Raw genomic sequence first — 26,383 nt, forward strand, 5'->3', positions numbered from 1 at the left:
TGTTTTTACCCGAGAGGGCTGGGGTGAGGAACGTTTTCCCCTCACCCTAGCCCTCTCCCCGGGGGGAGAGGGAGGAGTACCGTTATTTGTTAAGCAGGGCCAGAACTTCTTCAACGCTGGTGGTGTTGGCCAGACGCTCAATAACCGTTTCGTCATCCAGCGCGTTGGTCAGGCTGGTAATCACCTGGATATGCTCGTTGTTGCGAGCGGCGATACCAATCACCAGACGGGCGATGTCGTCCTCTTCTTCACCGAAGCGCACGCCATCAGGATACTGACAGAACACCACGCCGGTTTTCAGCACGCGGTCTTTGGCTTCCACCGTACCGTGTGGAACCGCGATGGATTCACCCAGGTAGGTTGGGGTCAGCTTTTCACGCTCCAGCATCGCCTCAACGTATTCCGGCTGAACGTAGCCACCTTTCACCAGCTGCTCACCGGCGAAGCGAATGGCCTCTTCTTTATTGGTCGCCGTGCGGCCAAGGAAGATGTTTTCTGCGCCCAGTTTGAACAGATGCGCGTTGCTCTCGTCGAAGCTGTCTTGCAGGCTGGTACGTACTTTCACTTCGTTATCTTCATGGCGCTGCGCCGCCACCAGACGTTCGGTCAGGCTCGTGTACAGGCCGCTGTCGAGGAAGTTGGTCAGGGAAATGTGCTGCGCCTGCGGTACCTGACGCATAGCGCGTTCGGTCAGATCGCGGTGCGTGATCACCAGGTCAACGTCCGGCGGCAGGCTGTTAATCGCGCTGTTGGTGACGGAGATGTTGGTCAGACCCGCATCCTGCACTTTCTTACGCAGCACGCCCGCACCCATTGCGCTGGAGCCCATACCGGCATCACAGGCCACGATGATTTTACGAACGTGGCTCAGGTCGTTAGAGACATCGCCTGCCGCCAGCGGCGTTGCGCCTTTGGATTCGGCTTTCATGTCATGCATACGACGGGTTGCCGCTTCGATATCGTCGTCTTCTTTCACCTTGCTGGTTTTCAGCAGGATAGCGGAGGCCACGAAGGAGACCGCCATGGCCGCACAGATCGCCGCGATGTTCGCGAAGTAGGCGCCTTTTGGGGTCATCGCCAGCACCGCCAGGATAGAGCCCGGAGAAGCAGGAGAGACCAGACCGCCGCCCAGTACACTCAGGGTGAACACGCCGGTCATACCGCCGAGGATAACGGCCAGGATCAGGCGTGGGTTCATCAGCACGTACGGGAAGTAAATTTCGTGAATACCGCCCAGGAAGTGGATGATTGCCGCGCCGCCAGCAGACTGCTTCGCGCTGCCGCGACCGAAGAACATATATGCCAGCAGAACGCCCATACCCGGACCCGGGTTCGCTTCAATCAGGAAGAAGATGGACTTGCCGAGATCGTGAGACTGCTGAATACCCAGCGGCGAGAAGATACCGTGGTTGATGGCGTTGTTCAGGAACAGGATTTTCGCCGGTTCAACGAAGATTGACGCCAGCGGCAGCATGTCATGCGCCACCATGAAGTTAACGCCCGCCGCCAGCAGCTTGGAGAGCACTTCAACCGCAGGGCCAATGCCGAGGAACGCCAGAATCGCGAGGATCATCCCGATGATGCCCGCAGAGAAGTTGTTCACCAGCATTTCGAAGCCGGATTTGATCTTGCCATCAACCCAGACGTCAAATTTCTTGATTGCCCAGCCGCCCAGAGGACCGGCAATCATCGCACCGAGGAACATCGGCATATCCGCACCGACGATCACCCCCATGGTTGTGATGGCACCCACGACGCCACCACGGTCACCGCCCACCAGACGACCACCGGTATAACCGATGAGCAGCGGCAGCAGGTACGTAATCATTGGGCCAACAAGTTTCGCCAGCGTTTCGTTAGGCAACCACCCTGTCGGAATAAATAATGCGGTGATAATACCCCACGCGATAAACGCGCCGATATTTGGCATCACCATGTTGCTGAGGAAACGACCAAAGCTTTGCACTTTGATCTTTAAATCGGATGACATAAAACACCCCTTCTTATGTTTACGCTTAGGCTTGTGGCCCGAGGTTTATCGTTAATGTGCGGCGGCAGAGGTAGCCGGGCCCTGTTCTGATGCTGTGAAATCTGGCACTGAATCGTTCAACTGTCCAGACAGCGAAATTTTGTGTGATCTGAATCACATGAATGTAGGGGGTGAGGACATTAATGAAGTGATCGCGATCACATAATGAGTGTGTAAAAAAAATACATCGTTCAGAATTACGCCAAAATGGGCGGGTTTTTGTGATTAATATCACAATGTTAAGTTGGCTGTTTGTTTTCAGATTGTGATTTGATTCACAAAATATTTTTATGCAGATTTCTCCCGTATCCCCTCACGACAGGAATGCGATACGCACACCTGCCTTTTACCACGGCTTGATCCATACTGACCTCTTTGTGGGCATTAAGGATAGGCAATGAAACTCATCGGCAGTTATACAAGTCCTTTCGTGCGTAAGATTTCGATTCTCCTGCTGGAGAAAGGGATTGAATTTGAATTCGTAAATGAACAACCCTACAACGCAGAGAACGGCGTTGCGCAGTACAACCCGCTGGGGAAAGTCCCGGCGCTGGTAACGGACGAGGGCGACTACTGGTTTGATTCCCCGATCATTGCGGAGTACATCGAGCTGCTTGGCGTTGCGCCAGCCATGCTGCCGGCGGATCCAAAAGCAGCGCTGGCGATGAAGCAAATTGAAGCCCTGGCGGATGGCATTATGGATGCGGCATTAACGTCCGTACGCGAGCAGGCAAGGCCCGCCGCCCAGCAGTCAGAAAATGAGCTGCTGCGCCAGCGCGAAAAAATCAGCCGCAGCCTGGATATGTGCGAACAGCTGATCCGCGACGGGAAAATTCAGAGCGATAGCCTGAATCTGGCGACGATCGCCATCGCCTGCGCCATCGGTTACCTCAATTTCCGCCGCGTCTCGCCGGGCTGGTGCGTGGATCGTCCGCTGCTGGTCAAACTGGCGGAGACGCTCTTCCAGCGCGAAAGTTTCGCCCGGACTGAACCGCCAAAGGCTTGATGCGGGTTATAACACTTCCTGGCGGGAGGCGGTACAATCCCCCCACATGTTAACTCCCTCTCCCGTCGGGAGGGGGGAAGATATTTACTCGCCAGGCGCATTCATGACTACTCATCATTCCCTCTACAGCCAGATCCCCGCTACCGATCGTCTGCTTCGTGACCCGCGCATCACTGCGGTGCTGGAGCAGTTTGGCCATACTGCAACGGTCGACATGCTACGCCAGCTTCAGGACGATGCGCGTCGCCATATTCAGGCTGAGAACGCGCTACCCGGCTGGTGCGAGGCATGGGCGCAGGAAGTTGAAAGGAGGTTGAGCAAGCACGCGCAAAGCGCGTTGCGCCCGGTTATTAACCTGACAGGCACGGTTCTGCACACCAATCTGGGCCGGGCACAGCAGGCAGAAGAGGCAATAGAGGCCGTCACCCGGGCCATGCGCTCGCCGGTGACGCTGGAGTACGATCTGGACGGCGCCGGGCGCGGACATCGCGATCGCGCGCTGGCGGATCTTCTCTGCCAGATCACCGGCGCGGAAGATGCCTGCATTGTGAATAACAACGCGGCGGCGGTGCTGTTAATGCTGGCGGCCACCGCAAGCGGAAAAGAGGTTGTCGTCTCTCGCGGCGAGCTGGTGGAGATCGGCGGGGCGTTTCGTATTCCGGACGTCATGCGGCAGGCGGGCTGCACGCTGCATGAAGTGGGCACAACTAACCGTACCCATGCAAAAGATTATCGCGCGGCGGTGAATGAAAACACCGCCCTGCTGATGAAAGTGCATACCAGCAATTACCACATTGAGGGTTTCACCAAAACGGTGGAAGAGGCTGAACTGGCCGCCATCGGGCGCGAGCTAAACGTGCCGGTGATTGCCGATCTTGGCAGTGGGTCGCTGGTGGATATGCGCCAGTATGGTCTGCCAAAAGAGCCAATGGTGCAGGAAATGGTTGCCGCGGGCGTAAGCCTGGTCAGTTTCTCTGGCGATAAACTGCTGGGCGGGCCGCAGGCGGGTATTATCGTCGGCAGGCGCGAGCTGATTGCGCAGCTACAGCAGCATCCGCTGAAGCGCGCCCTGCGTGCCGATAAAATGACGCTGGCCGCGCTGGAAGCCACGCTGCGGCTCTATCTCCACCCGGAGAAACTGGCTGACCGCCTGCCCACGTTGCGTTTGCTGAGCCGTGATGCGGCCTCTGTTCGCGCGCAGGCGGAAGCGCTACTGCCGCAGGTTGCTCCTCATTACCCTGAGTTTGAAGTTCGTATCGAGCCTTGCCTGTCGCAAATTGGCAGCGGCTCGCTGCCGGTGGACAGGTTACCGAGCGAAGCGCTGACGTTCACCCCGCGCGACGGACGCGGAAGCCAGCTTGAGGCGCTGTCGGCGCGCTGGCGCGCATTACCGACGCCGGTGATTGGCCGGATCGGTGACGGGCGCATGTGGCTGGATTTACGCTGTCTGGAAGATGAAGTGCGGTTTCTGGAGATGATGTTGAAATGATTATTGCCACCGCCGGTCACGTTGACCACGGCAAAACCACGTTATTGCAGGCCATTACGGGCGTGAATGCCGATCGCCTGCCGGAAGAGAAAAAGCGCGGCATGACCATTGACCTGGGTTACGCCTACTGGCCGCAGCCCGACGGTCGCGTGCTGGGCTTTATCGACGTGCCCGGCCACGAGAAGTTTCTTTCCAATATGCTCGCGGGCGTGGGCGGGATCGATCACGCCCTGCTGGTGGTCGCGTGCGATGACGGGGTGATGGCGCAAACGCGCGAGCATCTGGCGATCCTCCAGCTGACGGGAAACCCGCAGTTGACCGTCGCCCTCACCAAAGCGGACCGTGTGGAGGAGGCGCGTATCGACGAGGTGCGTCAAGAGGTGCTGGCGGCGCTGAGTGAATACGGTTTTAAGGATGTCGCACTGTTTGTCACCGTAGCGACAGAAGGCCGCGGTATCGATGCTCTTCGCAACCATTTGCAGCAGATCCCGTCTCGTGAACAGGCCAGCCATCACCGCTTCCGTCTGGCGATCGACAGGGCGTTTACCGTGAAAGGGGCTGGGCTGGTGGTGACCGGTACCGCGCTGAGCGGGGAAGTGAACGTGGGCGATACCCTGTGGCTGACGGGCGTGAACAAACCGATGCGCGTGCGCGGGCTTCATGCGCAAAACCAGCCGGTGGAACAGGCCCACGCCGGGCAGCGTATCGCGCTGAATATTGCCGGTGATGCCGAAAAAGACCAGCTTAACCGCGGCGACTGGTTGCTGGCCGACGCGCCGCCGGAGCCCTCTGAACGGATTATCGTTTCTCTCCAGACCCATACGCCGCTGACCCAGTGGCAGCCGCTGCATATCCACCACGCGGCCAGCCACATCACCGGACGCGTGTCGCTGCTGGAAAACGATCTCGCCGAACTGGTGTTCGACTCCCCGCTCTGGCTGGCGGATAACGACCGCCTGGTTCTGCGCGATATTTCGGCGCGGGAAACGCTGGCGGGCGCGCGCGTGGTCATGCTGGATCCGCCCCGTCGCGGCAAGCGTAAGCCCGAGTATTTACAGTGGCTGGCCGCGCTGGCCCAGACCCGCGATGATAAGTCTGCGTTAGATATCCACCTTGAGCGTGGCGCGGTGGATCTGGCGGCGTTCGCCTGGGCGCGCCAGCTCAGCGGCGAAGGATTGCGTCTTCTGACGCAGGAGCCAGGTTTTATTCAGGCCGGAAACAGCCTGCTGAACGCGCCGGTGGCGGCGCGCTGGCAGCGCAAAGTGCTGAGCACGCTGGCGACCTACCATGAACAGCATCAGGATGAGCCCGGTCCGGGTCGTGAACGTCTGCGGCGCATGGCGTTGCCCATGGAAGACGACGCGCTGGTGCTGTTGCTGATTGAAAACATGCGTGAAAGCGGCGTGATTGCAAGTCATCACGGCTGGCTACACCTGCCGGAACACAAGGCCGGTTTTACCGCTGAGCAGGACGCGGTCTGGCAAAAAGTGGCGGCGCTGTTTGGCGATGAACCGTGGTGGGTGCGCGATCTGGCGCGTGAAACCAATACCGATGAGCAGCTGATGCGTCAGGTACTGCGCCATGCGGCACAGCAGGGGATGATTGTGGCGATCGTGAAAGATCGTTATTACCGCAACGATCGGATCGTAGCGTTTGCGAACCTGATCCGGGAGCTGGATCAGGCGCGCGGATCAACCTGCGCCGCAGACTTCCGCGATCGGCTGAATGTGGGACGCAAACTGGCGATTCAGATCCTGGAGTATTTCAACCGCATCGGGTTTACGCGTCGTCGTGGCAATGACCATGTGCTACGCGACGCGCAGTTATTTCCGTAAGCGTTAAGCGCTGCGCGCCTGTTTCTGCTTAGCCAGCCAGACCGCGCCCAGCCTCCCCGCCTGGTTACCCAGCTCGCAGGGAAGGATGGGCACCCGGAGCGCCTCCCACTCCTCGAATCGCTGTAGGTATTTATCCAGCAGGAGATAGATTTTCTCCTGCTCGCTAATGCCGCCGCCAATCAGCACCGCCTGCGGATCAAACATGGAGATCACGCTGTAGATGCCCCGCGAGAGGAAATGCGCCCACTCTTCTATGGCCTCACGCAGATGCACGTCGCTGTCCATGCGTTTAAACAGCTCCTCACCGTCAGGCATCTCATCTTCCGACACGGCCAGCGCACGGCGGCAGGCTTTCATCAGGCCGCTGGCGGACGCTACTTCGTGCATCGGCTCGCCGTTGTTGCCAACGGGCAGCACGCCAAACTCACCCGCCCGGTAGTGCGACCCACGGTAGAGATCGCCCTCCATGACGATACCGCCGCCGATGCCGGTGCCGATGGTGATGCAGACAAAATGCTCATAGTCCTTGCCGGCGCCCTGCCAGCGTTCGCCCAGCGCCGCGCAGTTGGCGTCATTTTCGGTTGTTACGGGGAGATCGGTCAGCTGTGCGAAAAGCTCGCACAGGTTTTCACCGTCAAGGTAATCCAGCGCCCCGGCCTTGGCCGCTTCGCCGGTATGGTGATTGATGTGGCCCGGAAAACTCACGCCGATGCCGACGATCTCATGCTCCTGGCGGTACTTATCCACCACCGCTTTCCACTTCTGTTTGAAGGTGCTTTCATCGTCAGGCGTATCATATTCATCGGATGTCAGTTCTTCGCCGTTTTCGTTAATCACGCCGTGTTTGATGTGGGTTCCGCCCACGTCAAAGCCGATAAATAGCTGCATTGCATCGTTCCTCATGAGCCCCTGAGCTATTAAGTATGGCTCTGGCGGCAGAAACGAAACGTAAAGTACGGTAATCCGTGATACGGCTCGTAAACCCGTTACCGACAGGCGAGAAAACCACCAGCCGGAACTACCCTTGTTGTACACCTACTGCAAGGAGACGGTCATGACAAACAATCCTCCCTCATCGCGTATCCAGCCAGGCGAGTATGGTTTTCCCCTTAAGCTGAAGCCCCGCTATGACAACTTTATTGGCGGCGACTGGGTGGCGCCCGTCGACGGTGAATACTATTCCAACCTGACGCCCGTTACCGGCCAGCCGTTGTGTGAAATTGCCAGTTCGGGCAAGCGGGATATCGATTTAGCGCTGGATGCGGCGCATAAGGCGAAAGATAAGTGGGGACAAACGTCCGTTCAGGACAGAGCGGCCATTTTGTTCAAAATCGCCGATCGGATGGAGCAGAATCTGGAGCTGCTGGCGACCGCAGAAACGTGGGACAACGGCAAGCCGATCCGGGAAACCATGGTGGCGGACGTGCCGCTGGCGATTGACCATTTCCGCTATTTTGCGTCCTGCATTCGTGCCCAGGAGGGGGGAATAAGTGAAGTTGACAAAGATACCGTGGCGTATCACTTCCACGAGCCGCTCGGCGTGGTGGGGCAAATTATTCCGTGGAACTTCCCGCTGCTGATGGCGAGCTGGAAAATGGCGCCCGCGCTGGCGGCGGGTAACTGCGTTGTGCTGAAACCCGCTCGCTTAACGCCGCTTTCGGTACTGCTGCTGATGGAGGTGATTGGCGACCTGTTGCCGCCGGGGGTCATTAACGTGGTCAACGGGGCCGGGGGAGAGATCGGCGAATATCTGGCTACCTCAAAACGTATCGCCAAAGTGGCGTTCACCGGCTCAACGGAAGTGGGCCAGCAGATCATGCAGTACGCGACCCAGAACATCATTCCGGTCACGCTCGAGCTGGGCGGCAAATCGCCGAACATCTTCTTTGCCGACGTGATGGACGAAGAGGACGCCTTCTTCGACAAAGCGCTGGAAGGGTTTGCGCTGTTCGCGTTCAACCAGGGTGAAGTCTGCACCTGTCCGAGCCGCGCGCTGGTGCAGGAATCCATTTATGAGCGCTTTATGGAGCGGGCGATTCGGCGCGTGGAGTCGATTCGCAGCGGTAATCCGCTGGATAACGTTACCCAGATGGGGGCGCAGGTATCGCATGGCCAGCTGGAAACCATCCTCAACTATATTGATATCGGTAAAAAAGAGGGGGCCGATGTGTTGACCGGCGGTCGTCGTAAGGTGCTGGGCGGCGATTTGCAGGAGGGCTACTACCTTGAGCCGACTATCCTGTTCGGTAAGAACAACATGCGCGTTTTCCAGGAGGAAATTTTTGGACCGGTGCTGGCCGTCACCACGTTTAAAACCATGGACGAGGCGCTGGAGCTCGCCAACGACACGCAGTATGGCCTGGGGGCGGGCGTCTGGAGCCGTAACGGTAATCTGGCCTATAAAATGGGCCGGGGCATTCAGGCCGGACGCGTATGGACAAACTGCTATCACGCCTATCCGGCTCATGCGGCGTTTGGCGGCTACAAGCAGTCGGGCATCGGGCGTGAAACCCATAAGATGATGCTGGAGCACTACCAGCAAACGAAATGTCTGTTGGTCAGCTACTCCGATAAACCGCTGGGGTTGTTTTAATCTCCGGGCTCAGGCCGTCCCGGGTGGCGTGGCCTGAGCCGGGTTAAAGCCGGGTGGCGGCTTCGCCTTACCCGGCCTACTTTTTACTCCCTCTCCCGTGGGAGAGGGCTGGGGTGAGGGCAACAGGCCGCAGTTATTCAGCTTTCATCCACCCATATCCGCATTTCCCCTTCCCCCCGGTTTGCCCAGCTGAACCACGGAATAAAGGTCAGCGTCCGGGGCTGACGTTCTACCGGTGAGTGGTCGTACTGCCACAGGGCATCAGTGTCCTTCGCCTGACACCCGATCCCTTCCGCCTGAATCAGCATCTTGTGCGCGAAAATGCCTTTGCCTTCAAATACCCGAAACGCGCTGTCCTGGGGCAAAGAAAGGTTATGCAGATTTGCGCCGTTATCGGCTTCTTCCAGGCAGTAAATCAGCGGCCCACGCTGCAATGCGACTTTCCCCGCCTGCTGGCGCACCTGCGGGTTGCCGTACACGCGGCGGACCGGCATCGGTAACGTCAGCGTCAGCGTGTCGCCTTCCTGCCAGCTGCGGTTGAGGTATAAGTATCCACGGGAGACCTCGCCTGTAATGGCCTGACCATTGAGCGAAACAGCCGGTTCCGCACACCAGTCCGGCAGCCTCAGGGCCAGCGTGTGAGTCACCGGAACTGGTGAGGTAATCTCGATTTTCACCTGCTCATGCCACGGATAGTTCCCGCTAATCCGCAGCTGGAGGATGTTATCCCCAACCGGAATGGCGACGTCGTTCCCCACGTACAGGTTGATCAACAGCGCGTCCGGGCGAACGGTATAAATGTAGTGCCCCAGCGAGGTCAGCACGCGCGCAATATTCGGCGGGCAACAGGCACAGCCGAACCAGCGCTGGCGCACCGGTTTGACGTGGTCATAGATATGGTTAAAGGACAGGGTTTTCGGGTGCACTTCCAGCGGATTCACATAAAAGAAATGCTTACCGTCCAGCGCCATGCCGCCCAGCACCGTGTTGTACAGCGCGCGCTCCATCACGTCGGCGTAGTGGCCGTCCGCCTCCATCTCCAGCATCCGGCGGGCAAACATCATCAGGCCGATGGAGGCGCAGCTTTCGGCGTAGACCGTATCGTTGGGCAGATCGTAATCGCTGCTGAACGCCTCGCCGCTGCTTTGGGAGCCAATCCCGCCGGTGATGTACAGCTGGCGCTGTGCCATGTTGTTCCACAGCCGCAGGCAATCCTGACGTTTCCCCTCGTCGTTGCTCAGGCGCGCCAGATGCGCCATGCCCGCCATCAGATAGACAAAACGCACGGCGTGGCCGATGGCCGTTTGTTGTTCGGCAAGCGGCTGATGTGCCTGGCTGTAGGCTTTGTCCTTGACCATCCACGCCGGGCCATAGGTGTTCCAGTATGACGTTCTGCCGCGCTTCTCGTATTCGATATCGTAGAAGTGAGGCTGCGCGCCGCGTTCCTCAATAAAGTATTTCACCAGATTGAGATAGCGTGGCTCCTGCGTGACGTCGTACAGCCGCATCAGCGCCAGCTCGATTTCCGGGTGGCCCGGATAGCCGTGCAGCTGGTTTTCGCCCGGGCCAAACACGCTGTCGATATGATCCGCCAGCCTGCACACCACGTCCAGCAGGCGGCGCTTTCCGGTTCCCTGGAAATACGCCACGCCCGCTTCAATCATATGCCCGGCGCAGTACAGTTCGTGGCATTCGGCCAGATTGGTCCAGCGCTCGGCCGGTGCTTTCACCGTGAAATAGGTATTGAGATAGCCATCTTCACACTGCGCCGCTGCGACCAGCTCGATCACCTCGTCGGCGGTTTTTTCCAGTTCAGCATCCGGCTTCTGGCACAGCGACCACGCCACGGCTTCGAGCCATTTCGCCACGTCGCTGTCCTGAAAGACCATCCCGTAGAACTCCCCCTGTTCCAGACCGGCCGCGATGCGGAAGTTGGCGATGGCGTGGCTGGGTTCGGCCTCTGCCACGCGATCGTTAAGCGCATCCCACTGGTAGGGGATCACCACATCGCGGACCAGCCGTTGGTACTGACCAAGAAACGGGTCGTTGATTTTCAGCTGATGCAGGTCGGCTTCCATTATGGTCATATCGTTCTCCTCAGGACTGTACATGACGCTGGCGCAAATCGGTGGCAATGCGCGACATCACGGGATTGTTAAGCCTGCACCAGCGGATAGCGACCGCCAGCAGCAGGTGGAAAAGGGCAGGGAGCAGCGTCTCCATGGCGGTGATGCCCTGCAATGAGGCGGGCGTCTGGTTACCCGCGCCTGGCTGATAGGCCACGGCAATAAACACCAGGCTGATGATCCCGGCGCTGGATGCCCACGCGAGCTTGATGAAAAACAGATTGAAGGCGAAGTTCATCCCCGAGGAGCGCACGCCGGTTTTCCATTCGCCGTAATCATCGGCAAAGGCCATCAGTGAGAAGTGCAGCGGCAGGGTGAAGCCCAGGATCACGCCGTTACTTAAAATCACGATCAGCCAGAGCGTCTGGTGCGCCGGGCCACCCGGCAGGAACCACATTCCCACCGCAAGCGCAGCAAGTACCAGGTTGGTGTAGTAGTAGAGTTTGACGGTATCAATCCGCCGCGACAGCGGGCTGACGATCACCGCGCCCAGAATGGCAGCAAAGGTCACCATGGTGAAAAACAGCGAGGTGTACGCCGTGCTGCCCTGAAGCACGTAGGTGATGAAATACATGTATCCGCCGCCGCGAATGTTGAAGACGTTGATCAGCAGAAACGACATCACCAGCATCAGCAGCAGCTGATCGTTTTTCCGCAGGCCAGCCAGGTGCTCGCGCAGGGTGAATTTACCCATCAGCGCAAGCGGGACGCGCTCGCGCACCCAGAAGAAGCAGCACAGGAACATCACCACAGCGATGGCGCACAGCACGCCAACGCCCAACTGATAACCCCGGGCGGTATTGCCCTGTCCCAGCTCTGACACCAGCCACGGCAGGCCAACGGAGACCAGAAAGCCCGCCACGCCGCACAGTACGAAGCGCCAGGACTGGCAGGATATAACCTCGTTGTGGCGGGTGGTCATGGTGTTGATCAGCGCGCAATACGGCACGTTGATGGCGGTATAGCCCACTGAAAGCAACAGATAGGTGCCGAACGCCCAGGCGATTTTCACGCCCATGCTGGCGTCCGGGACGGTGAAGGTCAGCACGCCGACGATCCCGATAGGAAGCGCGACCCACAGCTGCCACGGACGAAAACGCCCCCAGCGGCTCTGCGTGCGGTCGGCAATCACGCCCATCACCGGATCGGAAATCGCGTCAAATACCCGAAGGGCAATAAACAGCGTGCCCACCAGCGCGGGCGTCAGGCCAAATACATCGGTATAGAAAAAGGTCAGGAAGTTCATGATCAGGCAGGTAATTACCGTGCCGCCCGCGTCGCCCAGGCCGTAGCCAATTTTCTCGCGGACTGACAGCCGTTCATCGGCTGCCTGTTTTGCAACTTCTGCGTCTGTAATCGGTGTGGAAGTCATGGGGTAACTCCTCGATAAACGATTTTTTTATCGTATTTGTGCAAGGTACCCCATTTATTCTGCATTCAACGGGCAGACCAACAAGGGAAGGGAAAAGTATAAAAAGGTGACAATTCCGACCTGATGATAAAACTGTGAGTTTGATCGAGCCGTTCTGCTGATATTTATTAATAATCAAGGGATAAAGACAATATTAGCCACCATAAAAGCGGAAAAATGAATATCCATGCTTGAATTATCCATAGCACTTCCGATCAGGGTTCAAAATGGCGGGTTATTTATCTCCCGGGGCGTGGGCCGTCATCCCGCACGAAAATTATCTTCATGGGAGATAATTTTTGTCGAAAAAGGGACATTAACGATCCAGGAGGAAAATACGCTGTTTGAGGTAAACGCTGGCGAGAGTTTATTACTTTGGCCGAAGCGACGGCATGTCGGCGTGGAAGATTTTCCGGACGATCTCAAATTTTACTGGCTGCATTTTGAGGTGGATGAACGCTTGCCGGTGTTGCCAGGCGCGACGCCGCTGTCGATTGAGCAACACTGTAGCGTGCGGGATCCGCAATATGTTATTGCGTTATTCCGTCAGTTTTTAAGCGAGCAGGAAAAATTACAGCGTAGCCAGGCGCTGGAGATAATTTTGCTGTTAATTTTGCAGCAGATATCGCTCTCGCCGGGATATGAAGATAAAGCGGATGATGCGGGCGCAGCAATGGCGTGGAAGGCCAAGCAGCTTATCCGCACGCACTTTCATTTGCCCCTGTCCACTTCACAGCTGGCGAAAGAGCTGCACTGCAACGCCGATTATCTGGGACGAGTATTTCGCCGGACGTTTCATTTAACCCTGACGGAGGCAATTCACCGCCAGCGCGTCAGGGCCGCTGAAAAACTGCTGCTGAACGATGCGGCCTCATTAACTGAAGTGGCCGCCCGGTGCGGTTTTAATGACGTGGGTTATTTCCGGCAAATATTCTCGAAACATACCGGGTTAACGCCCGCCGTCTGGAAACGGCGGTATTGTAAAGAGCATATTAATTCTGGATGATCACTGGCCGTAATAGGCATTTGCGCCATGCTTGCGCAGGTAATGCTTATCCAGCAATTCCTGCTGCATAACCGGAAGCTGTGGTGCAAGCTGGCGTGAGAAAAGCCCCATATAGGCGCACTCTTCCAGCACCACGGCATTGTGTACCGCATCGGCAGCGTCTTTGCCCCAGGCAAACGGGCCGTGAGAATGAACCAGCACCGCCGGGACCTGCATCGGGCTTATGTCGCGCTCCTCGAAGGTTTTGATAATGACTTCCCCCGTCTGGTATTCATATTCACCCGCGATTTCAGCCGGGGTCATCAGCCGCGTGCAGGGGATCGCACCGTAGAAATAGTCCGCGTGCGTTGTGCCCCACGCGGGTAAATCCTGCCCCGCCTGCGACCAGATGGTGGCGTGGCGGGAATGGGTATGCACAATGCCGCCAATTTCCGGGTAACGACGATACAGCGAGAGATGGGTCGGGGTGTCGGAGGAGGGTTTTTTACTCCCCTCGACCACTTTACCCGTGGCGATATTTACCACCACCATATCTTCTGCGGTCATCACGTCGTACTCCACGCCGGATGGTTTGATCACCATCATGCCGCTGTCACGGTCAACAGCGCTGACGTTGCCCCAGGTGAACGTCACCAGCTGGTGGGCGGGCAGGGCGAGATTTGCCGCCAGCACCTCGGCTTTGAGTTGTTCTAACATGTCATGCCTCCTTCCTGCATTCGGGCTTCAATCCAGCGGCGCGCCTGGATGATCTCCAGTACCGGCTCTTTGGCTTTCTCGGTCCACATTTCAATCAGAAATGCGCCGCGATAGTTAAGTTGATTCAGCGTGTTAAACACGCCAACGAAATCGACGCAGCCCTCGCCAAACGGCACGTCGCGGAACTGGCCGGGGCTTTTTTCGGTTACGGGCCGGGTATCTTTCAGGTGGATAGCGGCGATGCGGTCAATGCCCAGCGTCAGCTCGGCGGTGACGTCGTTGCCCCACGCGCTCAGGTTGCCGACGTCCGGGTAAACGCTGAACCACGGCGAGGCGAGCATGTCGTCCCACTTTTTCCACTTGCTGATGGAGTTCATAAACGCGGTGTCCATGATCTCTACCGCCAGCATTACCTGTGCGGCGGCAGCCTGCTCCACGGCCCACGCCAGCCCTTCGGCAAAGCGCTGTTGCGTGCCCTCGTCATGCTCCTCGTAGTACACGTCATAACCCGCAAGCTGGATGGTGCGAATACCCAAATCACGGGCCAGCCGGATGGCTTTGGTCATGATCTCGCGGGCACGTTCGCGCACGATTTCTTCGCGGCTGCCAAACGGGAAGCGACGGTGGGCAGACAAGCACATCGACGGGATCGCCACGCCGGTCTCCAGCATCGCTTCCACCAGAGAGGCGCGCTGCGTGGTACTCCATTCAAGGCGCGATAAACGCTCGTCGGTCTCATCCACCGACATCTCCACAAAATCGAAGCCGCAGCTTTTTGCCAGAACCAGGCGCTCCGGCCAGGAGAGATCTTTTGGCAGCGCTTTTTCGTAAATGCCTAACGGATGCTGACGCATGGTTACTCTCCCCAGATGTCGCGGATTTGCGAATGGAATGCCTGTGCCACCTGCGGCGGATTATCGGCGCCAGCCAGCGCGCGACCGGCAATGAAGGCTTTGACGTTGATCTGCTTAAACAGCGGCAGGTCAGCGGGGGTGATACCGCCAGTGATGGAAAGCTGTAGCCCGATATCGGACAGCGCCTTCATTTTGCTGAGATCCGCCTCGTCCCACTGCTGGCCGCTGGCCTGTGCGTCGCGCCCGCGGTGGTATATCGCCTGCTTCACCCCGATGCGGTGCCACGCGCGCGCGTCGTCCAGCGTCCAGTTGCCAAACAGCTCCATCTGGATCTCGCCGCCGCCGCGCAGTGCGACCTCGTGGCCACGTTCAACGGTGGCCAGCGGGGCGGCACAGATGATGGTCATCCAGTTTGCGCCTGCGCCAAACGCCTGTTCAGCCAGCGTTTCTCCGGCATCGGCGACTTTCCAGTCCGCCACGATAATTTTATCCGGACACTGCGCACGCAGGGCGCGAACGGCGTTTAGCCCTTCGGTCAGGCACAGAATGGTGCCAGCTTCGACGATGTCGACGTGCTCGGAAAGCGTCGCGACATCGCGCTGCGCGGCCTGAAGCGAGGTGTGGTCGAGCGCCAGCTGCAATAATGGTCGGCTCATAGGTCGTACTCCTTAACGCGGGCGTGATAGCCCTGTAATGCTGAAATCAGTAGCTGGTAACGGTGATATTTGCGCTGGTAGGCGGCATGGGCACGCATGTCAGGTTCAATCATCCGGATGTCATGCCTGAGGGCGCGCTGAGCGGCGTAAAAATCAGGATAGAGACCTGTACCGACGAGCGCGGCCAGCGCCGCACCGGAACAGCCGGTCTCTTCCACCTGCGGGAGTTCAATCGCCAGGCCGCTGACGTCGGCGAGCATCTGCATCCACACGTCCGAATGGGTTGGGCCGCCCGTCACGCGCAGGGCCTGCACATGGGGAAAGCGTTCGAGCATACGGTTGAGGTGGGTCATGTGGCTGAATACCACCCCTTCATAAACCGCCTGGAGGAGGTGCGCGCGGGTATGCAGCGCCTGCAAACCATAGAAACCGCTGGTCATCTCCAGCCCGGCGTTGCTGCCGTAGAGGAAAGGCAGGAAGAACACATCGCTTTCAGCTTTTGGCAGGCTGGCCACGGCGTGGTTAATCTCATCAAATGACATATCGCCCCATTGGGCCGTCAGCCATTCCAGGTTGCCGGACGACGTGGGGCTGGCTTCATGAACGATGAACTGCTGCGGATGGACGTAGCGGCCATAGACGTAGGGGAACGGCTCGTTGTCGCGGATGCCGTGGGCAATCCCACTGGTCACGGCCCAGGTCCCCATTACGGCATTCAGCGTATGTTCGTCATGCAGCCCGGCGCAGATCGCGGTGGAAACCACATCAAACAGTCCACCAACGACGGGAGTACCCGCCGTGAGACCGGTTAGTGCGGCTGCCTGAGCGGTGATTTCCCCGCAAATTTCTGCTGAACCGATAATGGACGGCAGGGCACCGTCAATGTCGCTGATGCCGAGCCAGCGCGTGAGCTGCGGATCGTACTGCCCGGTATTCATGTTGTAGAGATTGGATTCCGAGATGTTGCTCTCTTCGCAGCCTTTGACCCCGGTCAGACACCAGCGCAGGTAATCGTGCGCCATCATCACGCTGCCAATTTGCTGATACCGCTGCGGCTCGTTCTCTTTAACCCAGCGCAGGAGCGAGGCCGGATGCCCCGTCCACAGCGTCTGGCGAGTATGCGGATAGAGCTTTTCGGGTATACCGTCCTGCTGCCAGCGTTGCACGATCTCCAGCGCACGGCGATCGGAGGAGAGTATGGCGTTACCCAAGGGGCGATCCTGTTTATCGAGCAAAAACAGCCCCTTCCCCTGGGCTGAAATGCCAACGCCTTTGATCTGACCGCCGTCAGCGCCTGAATTTTTGAGCAGCAGGGCGACCGTTATGTGGCAGTGCTGCCAGAGCTGGTGCATATCCCGCTCGGCGTAGCCGGCGCGTGGGCTGAGCGTGGCCACTGAGCGGCGTTCAATACAGACTTCTTTGCCCTGACTGTTGTATAAACCGGCTTTCAGATAAGTACCGCCACAATCGATACCCAGCCAGAAGGGCTCTTTTTCACTCATCTTCTTCTCGCTTAATTGCCGGGTGCTTCGCTTACCCGGCCTACGGTTCGGTTTTCTCCCTCTCCCCGTGGGAGAGGGCTAGGGTGAGGGCATCAGGCCGCACGTTTATGTGGAGTCACCGTGGGATTAGGCTCTGCTCCGGCATCGCATTTCGCCGGTAACAGCAGGGCCAGCAGCGATGCCAGCGCCAGCGAAACCGCCAGGCAGTAAACGCCTGCGTCTTTGCTGTACAGGGTGATCAGTACGCCTACCGCATAAGGACCGCAGAACCCGCCGAGGTTGCCCAGGGCATTGATCACGCCGCGAGCGCCACCCGCCATCTCAGCGCTGAACAGACGCGCCGGGATAGTCCAGAACACGCCCGCTGCGGATTGCAGGAAGAAGCCACAGCCCACCAGCGCGGCATAGGCCAGCCAGGTGTGCTCTTTCAGCGCCACGGAGAGGAACATGCAGAGCGCAAAGCCAATCAATGGCAGGGAGACAAACAGCTTGCGCTTGCCGGTGCGGTCAGAGAGTGAAGAGAACAGGAACATACCGGCAATGGCGCCGATGTAAGGCAGAATAGCGAGCATTCCCACCTGGCCGATGCTGGTGTGCGTCAGTTCTTTCAGAATGGTGGGCAGCCAGAGGGTGTAACCGTATATGCCAGTCTGGTAGAAGAAGTTGAGGGCGATCAGCTGCCACATGGTTTTGTCAGACAGCACCGCGCTGAGCGAGGCGTTTTTCACCTCTTTACCCGCAATGGCCTGCTGCTCTGCCGCCAGCGTTTGTACCAGGTAGTTTTTCTCGGCCTCAGAGATCCAGCGCGCTTCCTGCGGCCGGTCGTAGACGGTGAACGCCCACAGCACCAGCACAACAACGGACATCAGACCTTCAATAATGAACAGCCAGCGCCAGTCGAGAGCGGTAATAATCCAGCCCGACAGCGGGGCGGTGATGATCCCGGCGATGGGCACGAACATGATCACAATCGCGTTGGCGCGGCCGCGCTCGGCATCCGGGAACCAGTTACTGATCATCGTGAGCACAACGGGCAGCATCCCGCCTTCCGCCACACCGAGTAAGAAGCGCAGCACCAGCAGCTGATACTGGTTGGTCACAAGCCCGGTCAGAACCGAGATCACCGCCCAGGCAACCAGCGACCAGCCGATAAACTTCTTACCGCTGCCGTGCACGGCAATTTTGCCGCCGGGAACTTGCAGGAACAAATAGCCGATAAAAAAGATCCCCCCCGCCAGGCCCGCCATCGTGGCGGAAATGCCCAGCTCTTCATCCATACCGCCGGGCATCGCAAAAGCTATATTTACGCGGTCCATATAGGAAATAATGCAGGCGATAAGAATAGGGGGAATGATCCTTAGCCAGCGTTGACGCGGAATGTCCGCGTGTAGAGCATTAGAAGAAATATTCATAGTTAATATCTCAGTGAAGGTAACCGGAAAATGTATTCTTTATTTTTATTGTGATGCTTTATTCATAGCGCTAATGCCGTCGCGCAAAATAGCGATGCGATGGCTGACGTCAGCATTAGCATTTATTTCCAGTAATTTAATACCGGAGAATTTCAATGTTGCGGCGCTCGCCGCAGTAAACAGCGCTTTTACATGTTCAATGGACATGAGACTGTCGGCGCAGAACGAAGAAAACGGCGCGTGCAGATCCTGCCATTCTCCATACTCACCGTGAGGGGTCGTGCCCGAAAACATCAGCGCCCCCAGTTTCCCGGCAGCGAGTGCCGCCTGAACATGTTCCAGCGGAAGGGCGGTGTTGCGACCTTCAATAGCCGAACGTGCCCAGTTGATACAGACGCTGATATCGGTCTCTTTCACTACCTCCAGCACCTGCTCTAAGGGCAAGAACCCTTTACGCGGCGCCGGGCCATTCATCGCATCACAGTGTTCCAGCACCAGATCGCAGCCCCAGTCCCAGCTCGCGATTTCCCGTACCGAGCGGGAGAATGCTTCTGTCGCTTGCTCGACAGATTCATTACCCGCCTGCGGTGCGGCCTGCATTTCCAGAGCGACCACTTTCCCGGGAAAGCGGGTGTGAACGGCATCAATCTTTTGATGCAGATGGCGGTAATATTCAATGCACGCTTTACGCTGTTCTTCGTCCGCGGACGCCAGGCCAAACGCGCCGTTGCTGCCGCGGCGGCGCATGGTTTCCATAACGGCTGTGACAACGATCTGCCAGTTGCCCGGCGTATGACGAAACAGCCATTCATCACCAAACGGATGGAGATTTTCAAGGCAAGGTTGTTCCAGCCCGCGAATATTTGGCGTGTCGGAAAGTTCCCGCCAGAAGGTGTATTCTTCCTGCTCCCCTTTCTGGTGAAACGAGGGTGCGCAGGGGTACGCACCAATAATAAAACCGGTGTTGGTCATTTCGCATTCCTGTATTTATCAGAAAATTAATCTAATTCGCTGATGGCCACTTTCACCACAATTTTACGAATTGCGGATCCCTTGTTTTTAATACAGGCAGGACGGTGAACATCCTGCGGGAAAAATATGGCGTAGCTGCCAGGTATCATTTCGATAAACGACTCGTGTTCACTGTCGTGATAAAAAATAATATCCCGTTGCTCCAGCAATGATTCGCTGATTTTGTTATTCCCGGTATCAATAGCAATACCGATTTTTTCTTCACCCCAGGCCAGAAACTGGATATCCAGATAGCGGCGATGGACTTCAGGGCGGTTCTCGTGCTGCTCCTTTGTGGTGAGGTCGAGAACCTGGGCAAAAATGTTGCGGCCTTCAATTTCGATCACGCCCGGTGCCAGGGTGGTGAAATCCGTGGTACGCAGAAAATTAAGCGCCTTTTCTATCGCCAGTGGCAGGCGACATGGATTTGGCTGTGCAATATGTCCGAATATCATGACCCACTCCTTACAGAGACTGGATTTTCGCCCACACGCTGTCGTCGATGGTGATGCCGTCCCGGCGGTTTTCTTCCAGCAGGCGAGTAAATTCATGTCCAGGCAGACGGACGGCGACATTTTCATCAGCGCGTTCTGCGGTGGTGATGAAGTCCATGATGCGCTGTAGTTTGGCATCGCGGGTTGGACCGTCGATCAGGCGATCCACTTCGACGGCGATAAAGATCTGCGATACGCCGTATTCGTCGCTGTTGTCCTGGGTCACTTCCGCAACGGACGCGCCGTCAGAGAGCAGGGTGGCGATCATGTCGAGCACAATCGATAAGCCAGAACCTTTCCAGTAGCCCATGGGCAGAATGCGACGGTTTTTCTCAATCACGCCCGGCTCTCTGGTCAGATTGCCTTCATCGTCAAAGCCGCCGTCGACCGGTAATTCGCGTCCGGCCAGGCGATTCACCTCCAGCATGCCGTAGGAGAACATCGACATCGACATATCGACCATGGTGATTGGATTCGACGGGATAGCGACGATCAGCGGGTTTGTGCCGATGCAGCATTCTTTTGATCCCCACGCGGGCATCACGGCAATAGAGTTGGTCCAGCAGATGCCGATATAGCCTTTCTCCGCCGCCTGCCAGCCGTAGCTGCCGCCGCGCATCCAGTGGTTCGCGTTACGCAGCGCCACCAGGCCGATCCCGTGATCGGACGCCAGCTCGGTAGCACGGTCCATCATCTTCTTCGCCGTCAGGTTGCCGATGGAACGCTGCGCATCCCACTGTTCGATGGCGCCTAATGTCGTTACGCGTTTCGGCTGGGCGTCAGGGATGATGTCGCCTGCGTCAAGCTGCTGAATAAATCGCGGGAAGCGGTTGACGCCGTGTGAATAAACGCCGGACTCCGTGGTGCGGGCGAACATCTCGGCGCAGGCGTCAGCGGTATCCGCTTTTACACCGCGATCGAGCAGAACCCGATTGAACGCCGCTTTCAACTCTTGGAAGGTCACTTTCATCCCTGTTCTCCTGTTTTTTTAGGGGCAAGTGCGAGTGCTTTTTTATCACTAAATTTCACTATGCGAAATCTGATTTCAAATATAACGATCAAATTTTGTCAGATCAACGACATTCACGTTTTTCAAAATCGATTAAAATCAAATGGTTGTGTTTTTTCTGTTGAGATCGTGAACTAAACCACACTTTGCGCTACCATCAGGGCGCAATAAACAGGAGCTATTTGATGAGCATAAAAGAGAGCGAAATGACGCAAGAAAAAGAGAGGCCAGCAGGTAGCCAGAGCTTGTTTCGCGGCCTGATGCTGATTGAAATCCTCAGTAACTATCCGAACGGGTGTCCGCTTGCGCATTTATCAGAACTGGCGGGGCTGAATAAAAGTACCGTGCACCGGTTATTGCAGGGGTTGCAGTCGTGCGGGTACGTGACGCCAGCGCCGGCGGCAGGGAGCTATCGTCTGACCACCAAATTTATCGCCGTCGGGCAAAAGGCGCTTTCATCTCTCAATATTATTCACGTGGCGGCGCCGCACCTCGAGGCGCTGAACATTGCCACCGGCGAAACGGTCAACTTCTCCAGCCGTGAAGATGATCACGCGATCCTGATTTATAAGCTTGAGCCGACAACCGGTATGCTGCGCACGCGCGCATATATCGGCCAGCATATGCCGCTCTATTGTTCTGCAATGGGCAAAATCTATATGGCGTTTGGTCATCAGGATTACGTGGCGAGCTACTGGGAAAGCCACCAGGAACAGATCCAACCTTTGACCCGCAACACCATCACCGAACTGAGCGCGATGTATGATGAGCTGGCGGAAATTCGCGATCACAGTATGGCGATGGATAAAGAAGAGAACGAGCTGGGTGTGTCATGTATCGCCGTGCCGGTCTTTGATATTCACGGGCGCGTACCCTATGCCATCTCCATTTCGCTGTCGACGTCGCGCATGAAGCAGGTGGGTGAGAAAAACTTGCTAAAACCGCTGCGTGACACGGCGGAAGCTATCTCGAAAGAACTGGGGTTTAACGTGCGCGAGGCGTAACTGATGAACCAATTTATCCTGGCGGATCCTGAAAAATGTATCGGGTGTCGTACCTGTGAGGTAGCGTGCATGATGTCGCATCAAAGCAGCGCCACGCCAGTAGCGTTTACGTCACGGATCCGCGTGGTTAAGGGGGGAACCTTCACTACGGCGGTGGGCTGCCACCAGTGTGAAGATGCGCCCTGCGCGAATGTCTGCCCGACGGGGGCCATTCACCACGCTGCGGGAGCCTGGCTCGTTAAGCAATCGCGCTGTATCGGCTGCAAAAGCTGTATGGTGGCGTGCCCGTTCGGGGCAATGCAGGTTCGGGTCGTGGAAGATCGCGTTCAGGCGCTGAAATGTGATTTGTGCGCGCATCGCGAGAGCGGTCCCGCCTGCGTCGAAGCCTGTCCCACCCACGCGCTGCGCTGCATAGACCCCGCCAGATTACGCGCGGAACGGCTGCGTAATCTGGCCTGAGGTTTTATTAACCGGCCTCGCGCCAGGCGTTCTCAATCTCTTCGGCGAGAATTTTCACACCCGCTTCGATTTTTTCCGGGTCCGGGACGTAGTTCATACGCATGCACTGGTGCGTGTGCGGCCACGGCTTATCCAGCCCCGGGAAGAAGTAATCCCCTGGCACCATCAGTACGCCACGTTTTTTCAGACGCTGATAAAGCAGCTCTGTCGTAATGGGCAGATCCTTAAACCACAGCCACAGGAAAATTGCCCCTTCCGGTTTATGGATCAGGCAGCGTTCTTCCGGTAAGTAGCGGCGAAGGATGGCTATAGTTTCCTGAACGCGCTGAGAGTAAAACGGCTTAATCACCTCATTCGACAGGCGCAGCAGGTCGTTACGCCTGATCATCTCGCACATCATCGCCGGACCGATGCCGCCAGGCGAAAGGCTGATAATGCCGTTCATGTTGGTAATGGCGGTGATGATTTTCTCGTTAGCAATGATAATGCCGCAACGGCTGCCCGGCAGGCCCAGCTTGGAGAGGCTCATGCAGAGGATGATATTCGGGTTCCATAGCGGACGCGCTTCGCTGAAAATGATCCCCGGGAACGGTACGCCATAGGCGTTATCGATCACCAGCGGGATGCCGTGCTGATTCGCCAGCGCATCCAGCTTCATCAGCTCGTCGTCGGTGATCACGTTGCCCGTCGGGTTGGTGGGACGTGATACGCAGATCATGCCCGTCTCTTCACCGATATGCAGATGTTCAAAATCGACGTGATATTTGAACTGGCCCTCTGGCAGCAACTCGATATTCGGACGTGCGGAAACAAATAGGTCTTCTTCGAGGCCGGCATCGGCATAGCCAATATATTCCGGTGCCAGCGGGAACAGCACTTTTTTCGTGGTGCCATCGGCGCGGCGTCCGGCGAACAGATTGAATAAGTAGAAAAACGCGCTCTGACTGCCGTTTGTCAGTGCAATATTCTGTGGTTCGATATCCCAACCCAGCGCTTCCCGCAGCATTGCCGCCAGAAGCGTCAGTAGTTCTGTTTTACCCTGAGGGCCGTCGTAATTACATAGCGCATCGGTTGCTTTACCGTTTTCCAGCATCTCTGCCAGCAGCGTCTGGAAGTAGGTGTTCATCTCCGGAATTTGAGCCGGGTTTCCGCCGCCAAGCATGATAGCGCCTGGGGTGCGCAGCCCGTCGTTGAGGTCCTCCATCAGGCGGGTAATGCCTGAATGGCGGGTAAATTTGTCGCCGAAAAGTGAAAACGTCATAGCAGGTGATCTGTCGGGCTTAATATGAAAGGCAGTAACCATAACGCCAGCACCGTGTTGGTGCAAATCGGCGGATGTGGTCGGATTTGTTGTTTTATGTGGCGGGTTTGTATTTGTGTGGTGAATTGTTCTGGTGAATGCCCCTCACCCCAGGCCTCTCCCCTTTGGGGAGAGGGTTAGGGTGAGGGGGTCTATTGATTACCCGCCCACACCACCATCACCTTATCGCCCTTGTGCTCGCGCACAAAGCCGTAGCCTTCTTTCATCGACAGCGTTGTTTGCTTGCCTTCACCCACCGCCGGATGACGGGCGCGGAACTGCCCCAGAAGCTGCCAGTGGGCGACAGTTAACGCCTGTTTACCCGTGACGTCATGCCAGTTCATATCCGAACGGGTTCCCTGTAGCGGATCGGAGCCCGTCGGGCCGAAAGGACGCTCTGATTCATCGCCGTAATAGATCTGCACGCTTCCCGGTGCCAGCAGCAGTAACTCAGCGGCGCGCTGGCCTCCTTCACGGAACAGACGCGTATCATGGGAGGAGAGATAGCTCAGCACATTAAAACTTTGCAGCTTTTCTGCCATTTGCTGCCAGGTCAAATCCATATCGGCCAGGCAGTCCACCGCTTTTGCCGCCTGCTCCTGATAGTCAAAATTGATCATCGCATCGAAGCCGTGGCGGTAATAATCGCTCTGCATCACGCCGTGGCCCCAGGATTCACCGGTCATCCAGAATGGCGCATCGTCGAGTTTTTTGTCCGGGTTGGCGGCTTTCCACGCGGCCAGCGCCTGGCTGGCCTGGTTTTTCAGTTGCAGCCAGGCTTCAGGCTCAACGTGCTTAGCGGTATCGACCCGGAAACCGTCGATGCCGTAGTCACGTACCCACTGGCTAAGCCAGTGAGTCAGGTAATCTCGCGGCGTGAAATTCGTCATCACTTTCGCGTTGGTGTCGGGCTTGTGTTGATAAAAGTTCGGCAAACCTGACGGGATCTTAGATTCCGTTTTCAGATCAGGCAGGAAGGCCAGCGACATGGTCAGATCGTCAAAGCCCGGGTTGTCGTAATCACCGATATCGGTACGGATCCATTTTTTACCCCACCATTTTTCCCATGCGGCTTTGTCACTGAAGTTGATGTAATCGTTGAAGCTGTGCCAGCTTTGACCCGCGCCTGGCTTCCAGTCAGTCCAGCGCTCGCCGAGGGTTTTTTTCAGCTCATCGCCCTGCAAATAGAGCGCGCCAAACTGATACTCCTGCATATCTGCAAGCGTCGCATAACCCGCGTGGTTCATGACAATGTCAAACAGGACGCGGATACCGCGCCTGTGCGCGTCGTCGACAAGCTGGCGTAAATCATCTTCGTTGCCCATGTTGGCGTCGAGTTTCGTCCAGTCCTGAGTGTAATAGCCGTGATAGGCGTAGTGGGGGAAATCCCCTTTGGTGCCGCCGCCAACCCAGCCGTGGATCTGCTCCAGCGGCGAGCTTATCCAGAGCGCATTCACGCCCAGCTGCTGAAGGTAATCCAGTTTGCTGGTAAGCCCTTTCAGATCGCCGCCGTGGAAAGTACCAATCTCCTGCATACCGTCTTTATGACGGCCATAGCTGTTGTCGTTGGTGGGGTCGCCATTCACGAAGCGATCGGTCAGCACGAAATAGACGGTGGCGTTTTGCCAGCTGAACGGCGCGGGTTTGTCCGTCTCGGCGCGCTCAAGCAGCAGCAGGCCATTGCTGTTGGCGGCTGGCTGAAGAGTTACTTTGCCGTTTTGAACGGTCGCGGTCTGTTTGCTGTAAAAATCACGCACCACCGTGCCTTCCGGGAAGGTGTTAACGACGTCGATCGTCAGCGGTTTGCCGTCCCACTTCGGGCACTGGCGGGTGACGTTTGCGACAGGCTGTGGCGCCGCACTTTGCACCGTCAACATCAGCGTCGGCGTTCCCGAGCGCGTATCAATACGCATCTGATAAACGCCGTCACGGAATAACCGCCACTGCGGTGGGGTGCCTTCGCACGGTTTGAGCGACAGCATCTCGTTGAGCTTAATGGCACCTGTCGGCTGCCAGCACGCGTTGTCAAGACTCAACGTCAGCGGGCGGGTACCCTTCGCAAGCGTTGCCTGGCTGGTAAAGACGCCGGTACCTTCAGCGCTAAACGCGTTAAATCCCGGCGATGACCAGTCGGCATGCGCGAATGCGGGTAACATCAGAACAGCTAATGCAGTGCGTTTCATTCCATTTTCCTGTCGCGGCATTTTTGACCAGTGTGCCATTCGGCTCAGGGGAAAAACTCCTCCTCTACGGCTTTCTGCAAGGAGGACGCGAAGGGATGAGTGATCCCGCGCAAAATTAGGCAGTTATCTGCGATATCGCGCACATTTTTCCAGCGTTGATGCTTTAATGAGCATGTTCCGGATGACATAGTTTCGGAATTGGACTATTTATAGACGTGCTCTTGAAGACTATTTTTGGTACGATTTGAGATTCCGCTCTCAAATTTTTGAAGAAAATAAGGTGTTGGAATGTTTATATCCGACCAGGA

The 26,383-nt window shown here is 57.1% G+C and carries 21 protein-coding genes; 7 read left to right on the forward strand and 14 right to left on the reverse strand.

Annotated features, from left to right (window positions below):
* Nucleotides 1–82: 82 nt before the first annotated feature.
* Nucleotides 83–1,990, reverse strand: a complete 1,908-nt coding sequence (locus ACOTXL_RS21155) for a PTS mannitol transporter subunit IICBA (RefSeq protein ID WP_023323873.1) — start codon at nucleotides 1,988–1,990, stop codon at nucleotides 83–85.
* 436 nt (nucleotides 1,991–2,426) lie between these two features.
* On the opposite strand from ACOTXL_RS21155, the gene ACOTXL_RS21160 reads away from it, so the two are divergent.
* From ACOTXL_RS21160 to selB, 3 genes are all read left to right on the forward strand, one after another.
* On the forward strand, nucleotides 2,427–3,035 hold the full coding sequence (locus ACOTXL_RS21160) for a glutathione S-transferase (protein WP_015572763.1): 609 nt from the start codon (nucleotides 2,427–2,429) through the stop codon (nucleotides 3,033–3,035).
* Between the two features lie 103 nt (nucleotides 3,036–3,138).
* Complete coding sequence (gene selA, locus ACOTXL_RS21165) at nucleotides 3,139–4,524, forward strand: L-seryl-tRNA(Sec) selenium transferase (protein WP_022652040.1); 1,386 nt, start codon at nucleotides 3,139–3,141, stop codon at nucleotides 4,522–4,524.
* The gene (selB, locus tag ACOTXL_RS21170; RefSeq protein ID WP_045350928.1) at nucleotides 4,521–6,359 is read left to right on the forward strand and encodes a selenocysteine-specific translation elongation factor; all 1,839 of its coding nucleotides are present in this window, start codon (nucleotides 4,521–4,523) and stop codon (nucleotides 6,357–6,359) included. Before selA ends, selB begins: the two co-directional genes overlap by 4 nt.
* Before the next feature lie 3 nt (nucleotides 6,360–6,362).
* Here the strand turns inward: selB and ACOTXL_RS21175 are convergent, their stop codons facing one another.
* Nucleotides 6,363–7,247, reverse strand: a complete 885-nt coding sequence (locus tag ACOTXL_RS21175; RefSeq protein WP_003860164.1) for an ROK family protein — start codon at nucleotides 7,245–7,247, stop codon at nucleotides 6,363–6,365.
* A gap of 166 nt (nucleotides 7,248–7,413) precedes the next feature.
* On the opposite strand from ACOTXL_RS21175, the gene aldB reads away from it, so the two are divergent.
* On the forward strand, nucleotides 7,414–8,952 hold the full coding sequence (gene aldB / locus ACOTXL_RS21180; RefSeq protein WP_022652038.1) for an aldehyde dehydrogenase AldB: 1,539 nt from the start codon (nucleotides 7,414–7,416) through the stop codon (nucleotides 8,950–8,952).
* Nucleotides 8,953–9,089: 137 nt separating this feature from the next.
* Here the strand turns inward: aldB and ACOTXL_RS21185 are convergent, their stop codons facing one another.
* Together ACOTXL_RS21185 and ACOTXL_RS21190 are read right to left on the reverse strand one after the other, a co-directional pair.
* On the reverse strand, nucleotides 9,090–11,039 hold the full coding sequence (locus ACOTXL_RS21185; protein WP_045350929.1) for a glycoside hydrolase family 127 protein: 1,950 nt from the start codon (nucleotides 11,037–11,039) through the stop codon (nucleotides 9,090–9,092).
* Between the two features lie 10 nt (nucleotides 11,040–11,049).
* Entirely contained in the window at nucleotides 11,050–12,450 is a 1,401-nt protein-coding gene (locus ACOTXL_RS21190; protein ID WP_045331993.1) for an MFS transporter, read from the reverse strand.
* Between the two features lie 226 nt (nucleotides 12,451–12,676).
* Between ACOTXL_RS21190 and ACOTXL_RS21195 the strand changes: the two genes are divergently transcribed.
* The gene (locus ACOTXL_RS21195) at nucleotides 12,677–13,495 is read left to right on the forward strand and encodes an AraC family transcriptional regulator (protein WP_022652035.1); all 819 of its coding nucleotides are present in this window, start codon (nucleotides 12,677–12,679) and stop codon (nucleotides 13,493–13,495) included.
* Here ACOTXL_RS21195 and araD read toward each other — a convergent pair whose 3' ends face one another.
* From araD to yiaK, 8 genes are all read right to left on the reverse strand, one after another.
* The gene (gene araD, locus ACOTXL_RS21200) at nucleotides 13,496–14,191 is read right to left on the reverse strand and encodes an L-ribulose-5-phosphate 4-epimerase (RefSeq protein WP_045350930.1); all 696 of its coding nucleotides are present in this window, start codon (nucleotides 14,189–14,191) and stop codon (nucleotides 13,496–13,498) included.
* The gene (locus ACOTXL_RS21205) at nucleotides 14,185–15,045 is read right to left on the reverse strand and encodes an L-ribulose-5-phosphate 3-epimerase (protein ID WP_022652034.1); all 861 of its coding nucleotides are present in this window, start codon (nucleotides 15,043–15,045) and stop codon (nucleotides 14,185–14,187) included. Before ACOTXL_RS21205 ends, araD begins: the two co-directional genes overlap by 7 nt.
* A gap of 2 nt (nucleotides 15,046–15,047) precedes the next feature.
* The gene (ulaD, locus tag ACOTXL_RS21210) at nucleotides 15,048–15,701 is read right to left on the reverse strand and encodes a 3-keto-L-gulonate-6-phosphate decarboxylase UlaD (RefSeq protein ID WP_045350931.1); all 654 of its coding nucleotides are present in this window, start codon (nucleotides 15,699–15,701) and stop codon (nucleotides 15,048–15,050) included.
* On the reverse strand, nucleotides 15,698–17,203 hold the full coding sequence (locus ACOTXL_RS21215; RefSeq protein ID WP_045331999.1) for an FGGY-family carbohydrate kinase: 1,506 nt from the start codon (nucleotides 17,201–17,203) through the stop codon (nucleotides 15,698–15,700). Before ACOTXL_RS21215 ends, ulaD begins: the two co-directional genes overlap by 4 nt.
* A 92-nt stretch (nucleotides 17,204–17,295) precedes the next feature.
* Nucleotides 17,296–18,615 (reverse strand): MFS transporter, encoded by a 1,320-nt coding sequence (locus ACOTXL_RS21220; protein ID WP_022652031.1) that lies wholly within the window; start codon nucleotides 18,613–18,615, stop codon nucleotides 17,296–17,298.
* A 45-nt stretch (nucleotides 18,616–18,660) separates the two neighbouring features.
* A complete protein-coding gene (locus ACOTXL_RS21225; protein ID WP_045350932.1) occupies nucleotides 18,661–19,587 on the reverse strand; it encodes a DUF4862 family protein in 927 nt (308 codons plus the stop codon).
* A gap of 26 nt (nucleotides 19,588–19,613) precedes the next feature.
* Nucleotides 19,614–20,081, reverse strand: a complete 468-nt coding sequence (locus tag ACOTXL_RS21230; protein WP_015572753.1) for a YhcH/YjgK/YiaL family protein — start codon at nucleotides 20,079–20,081, stop codon at nucleotides 19,614–19,616.
* 10 nt (nucleotides 20,082–20,091) lie between these two features.
* Nucleotides 20,092–21,090: a 3-dehydro-L-gulonate 2-dehydrogenase gene (yiaK, locus tag ACOTXL_RS21235; RefSeq protein ID WP_045350933.1), complete on the reverse strand. Its 999-nt coding sequence runs from the start codon at nucleotides 21,088–21,090 to the stop codon at nucleotides 20,092–20,094.
* A gap of 224 nt (nucleotides 21,091–21,314) precedes the next feature.
* Between yiaK and yiaJ the strand changes: the two genes are divergently transcribed.
* Nucleotides 21,315–22,133, forward strand: a complete 819-nt coding sequence (gene yiaJ / locus ACOTXL_RS21240; RefSeq protein WP_015572751.1) for an IclR family transcriptional regulator YiaJ — start codon at nucleotides 21,315–21,317, stop codon at nucleotides 22,131–22,133.
* A 3-nt stretch (nucleotides 22,134–22,136) separates the two neighbouring features.
* On the forward strand, nucleotides 22,137–22,592 hold the full coding sequence (locus ACOTXL_RS21245) for a 4Fe-4S dicluster domain-containing protein (protein WP_023315013.1): 456 nt from the start codon (nucleotides 22,137–22,139) through the stop codon (nucleotides 22,590–22,592).
* 7 nt (nucleotides 22,593–22,599) lie between these two features.
* On the opposite strand, the gene avtA is transcribed toward ACOTXL_RS21245, so the two are convergent.
* Both avtA and ACOTXL_RS21255 read right to left on the reverse strand, forming a co-directional pair.
* A complete protein-coding gene (gene avtA, locus ACOTXL_RS21250) occupies nucleotides 22,600–23,853 on the reverse strand; it encodes a valine--pyruvate transaminase (RefSeq protein WP_015572749.1) in 1,254 nt (417 codons plus the stop codon).
* 191 nt (nucleotides 23,854–24,044) lie between these two features.
* The gene (locus ACOTXL_RS21255) at nucleotides 24,045–26,075 is read right to left on the reverse strand and encodes an alpha-amylase (protein WP_045350934.1); all 2,031 of its coding nucleotides are present in this window, start codon (nucleotides 26,073–26,075) and stop codon (nucleotides 24,045–24,047) included.
* Nucleotides 26,076–26,383: the final 308 nt, after the last annotated feature.

The organism is Enterobacter cloacae complex sp. IR5402 (genome assembly GCF_049238125.1).
GTDB classification, from domain to species: domain Bacteria; phylum Pseudomonadota; class Gammaproteobacteria; order Enterobacterales; family Enterobacteriaceae; genus Enterobacter; species Enterobacter hormaechei_C.

Bases quoted from the DNA above. Each gene is read 5' to 3' on its own strand.
- ulaD (WP_045350931.1), bottom strand. From the start codon at position 15,701: ATGAGCCGACCATTATTGCAGCTGGCGCTCGACCACACCTCGCTTCAG.
- ACOTXL_RS21185 (WP_045350929.1), bottom strand. From the start codon at position 11,039: ATGACCATAATGGAAGCCGACCTGCATCAGCTGAAAATCAACGACCCG.
- ACOTXL_RS21245 (WP_023315013.1), top strand. From the start codon at position 22,137: ATGAACCAATTTATCCTGGCGGATCCTGAAAAATGTATCGGGTGTCGT.
- ACOTXL_RS21230 (WP_015572753.1), bottom strand. From the start codon at position 20,081: ATGATATTCGGACATATTGCACAGCCAAATCCATGTCGCCTGCCACTG.
- selA (WP_022652040.1), top strand. From the start codon at position 3,139: ATGACTACTCATCATTCCCTCTACAGCCAGATCCCCGCTACCGATCGT.
- ACOTXL_RS21175 (WP_003860164.1), bottom strand. From the start codon at position 7,247: ATGCAGCTATTTATCGGCTTTGACGTGGGCGGAACCCACATCAAACAC.
- avtA (WP_015572749.1), bottom strand. From the start codon at position 23,853: ATGACGTTTTCACTTTTCGGCGACAAATTTACCCGCCATTCAGGCATT.
- ACOTXL_RS21220 (WP_022652031.1), bottom strand. From the start codon at position 18,615: ATGAATATTTCTTCTAATGCTCTACACGCGGACATTCCGCGTCAACGC.
- araD (WP_045350930.1), bottom strand. From the start codon at position 14,191: ATGTTAGAACAACTCAAAGCCGAGGTGCTGGCGGCAAATCTCGCCCTG.
- ACOTXL_RS21215 (WP_045331999.1), bottom strand. From the start codon at position 17,203: ATGAGTGAAAAAGAGCCCTTCTGGCTGGGTATCGATTGTGGCGGTACT.
- ACOTXL_RS21190 (WP_045331993.1), bottom strand. From the start codon at position 12,450: ATGACTTCCACACCGATTACAGACGCAGAAGTTGCAAAACAGGCAGCC.
- yiaJ (WP_015572751.1), top strand. From the start codon at position 21,315: ATGAGCATAAAAGAGAGCGAAATGACGCAAGAAAAAGAGAGGCCAGCA.
- ACOTXL_RS21255 (WP_045350934.1), bottom strand. From the start codon at position 26,075: ATGAAACGCACTGCATTAGCTGTTCTGATGTTACCCGCATTCGCGCAT.
- ACOTXL_RS21205 (WP_022652034.1), bottom strand. From the start codon at position 15,045: ATGCGTCAGCATCCGTTAGGCATTTACGAAAAAGCGCTGCCAAAAGAT.
- aldB (WP_022652038.1), top strand. From the start codon at position 7,414: ATGACAAACAATCCTCCCTCATCGCGTATCCAGCCAGGCGAGTATGGT.
- yiaK (WP_045350933.1), bottom strand. From the start codon at position 21,090: ATGAAAGTGACCTTCCAAGAGTTGAAAGCGGCGTTCAATCGGGTTCTG.
- selB (WP_045350928.1), top strand. From the start codon at position 4,521: ATGATTATTGCCACCGCCGGTCACGTTGACCACGGCAAAACCACGTTA.
- ACOTXL_RS21225 (WP_045350932.1), bottom strand. From the start codon at position 19,587: ATGACCAACACCGGTTTTATTATTGGTGCGTACCCCTGCGCACCCTCG.
- ACOTXL_RS21195 (WP_022652035.1), top strand. From the start codon at position 12,677: ATGCTTGAATTATCCATAGCACTTCCGATCAGGGTTCAAAATGGCGGG.
- ACOTXL_RS21160 (WP_015572763.1), top strand. From the start codon at position 2,427: ATGAAACTCATCGGCAGTTATACAAGTCCTTTCGTGCGTAAGATTTCG.
- ACOTXL_RS21155 (WP_023323873.1), bottom strand. From the start codon at position 1,990: ATGTCATCCGATTTAAAGATCAAAGTGCAAAGCTTTGGTCGTTTCCTC.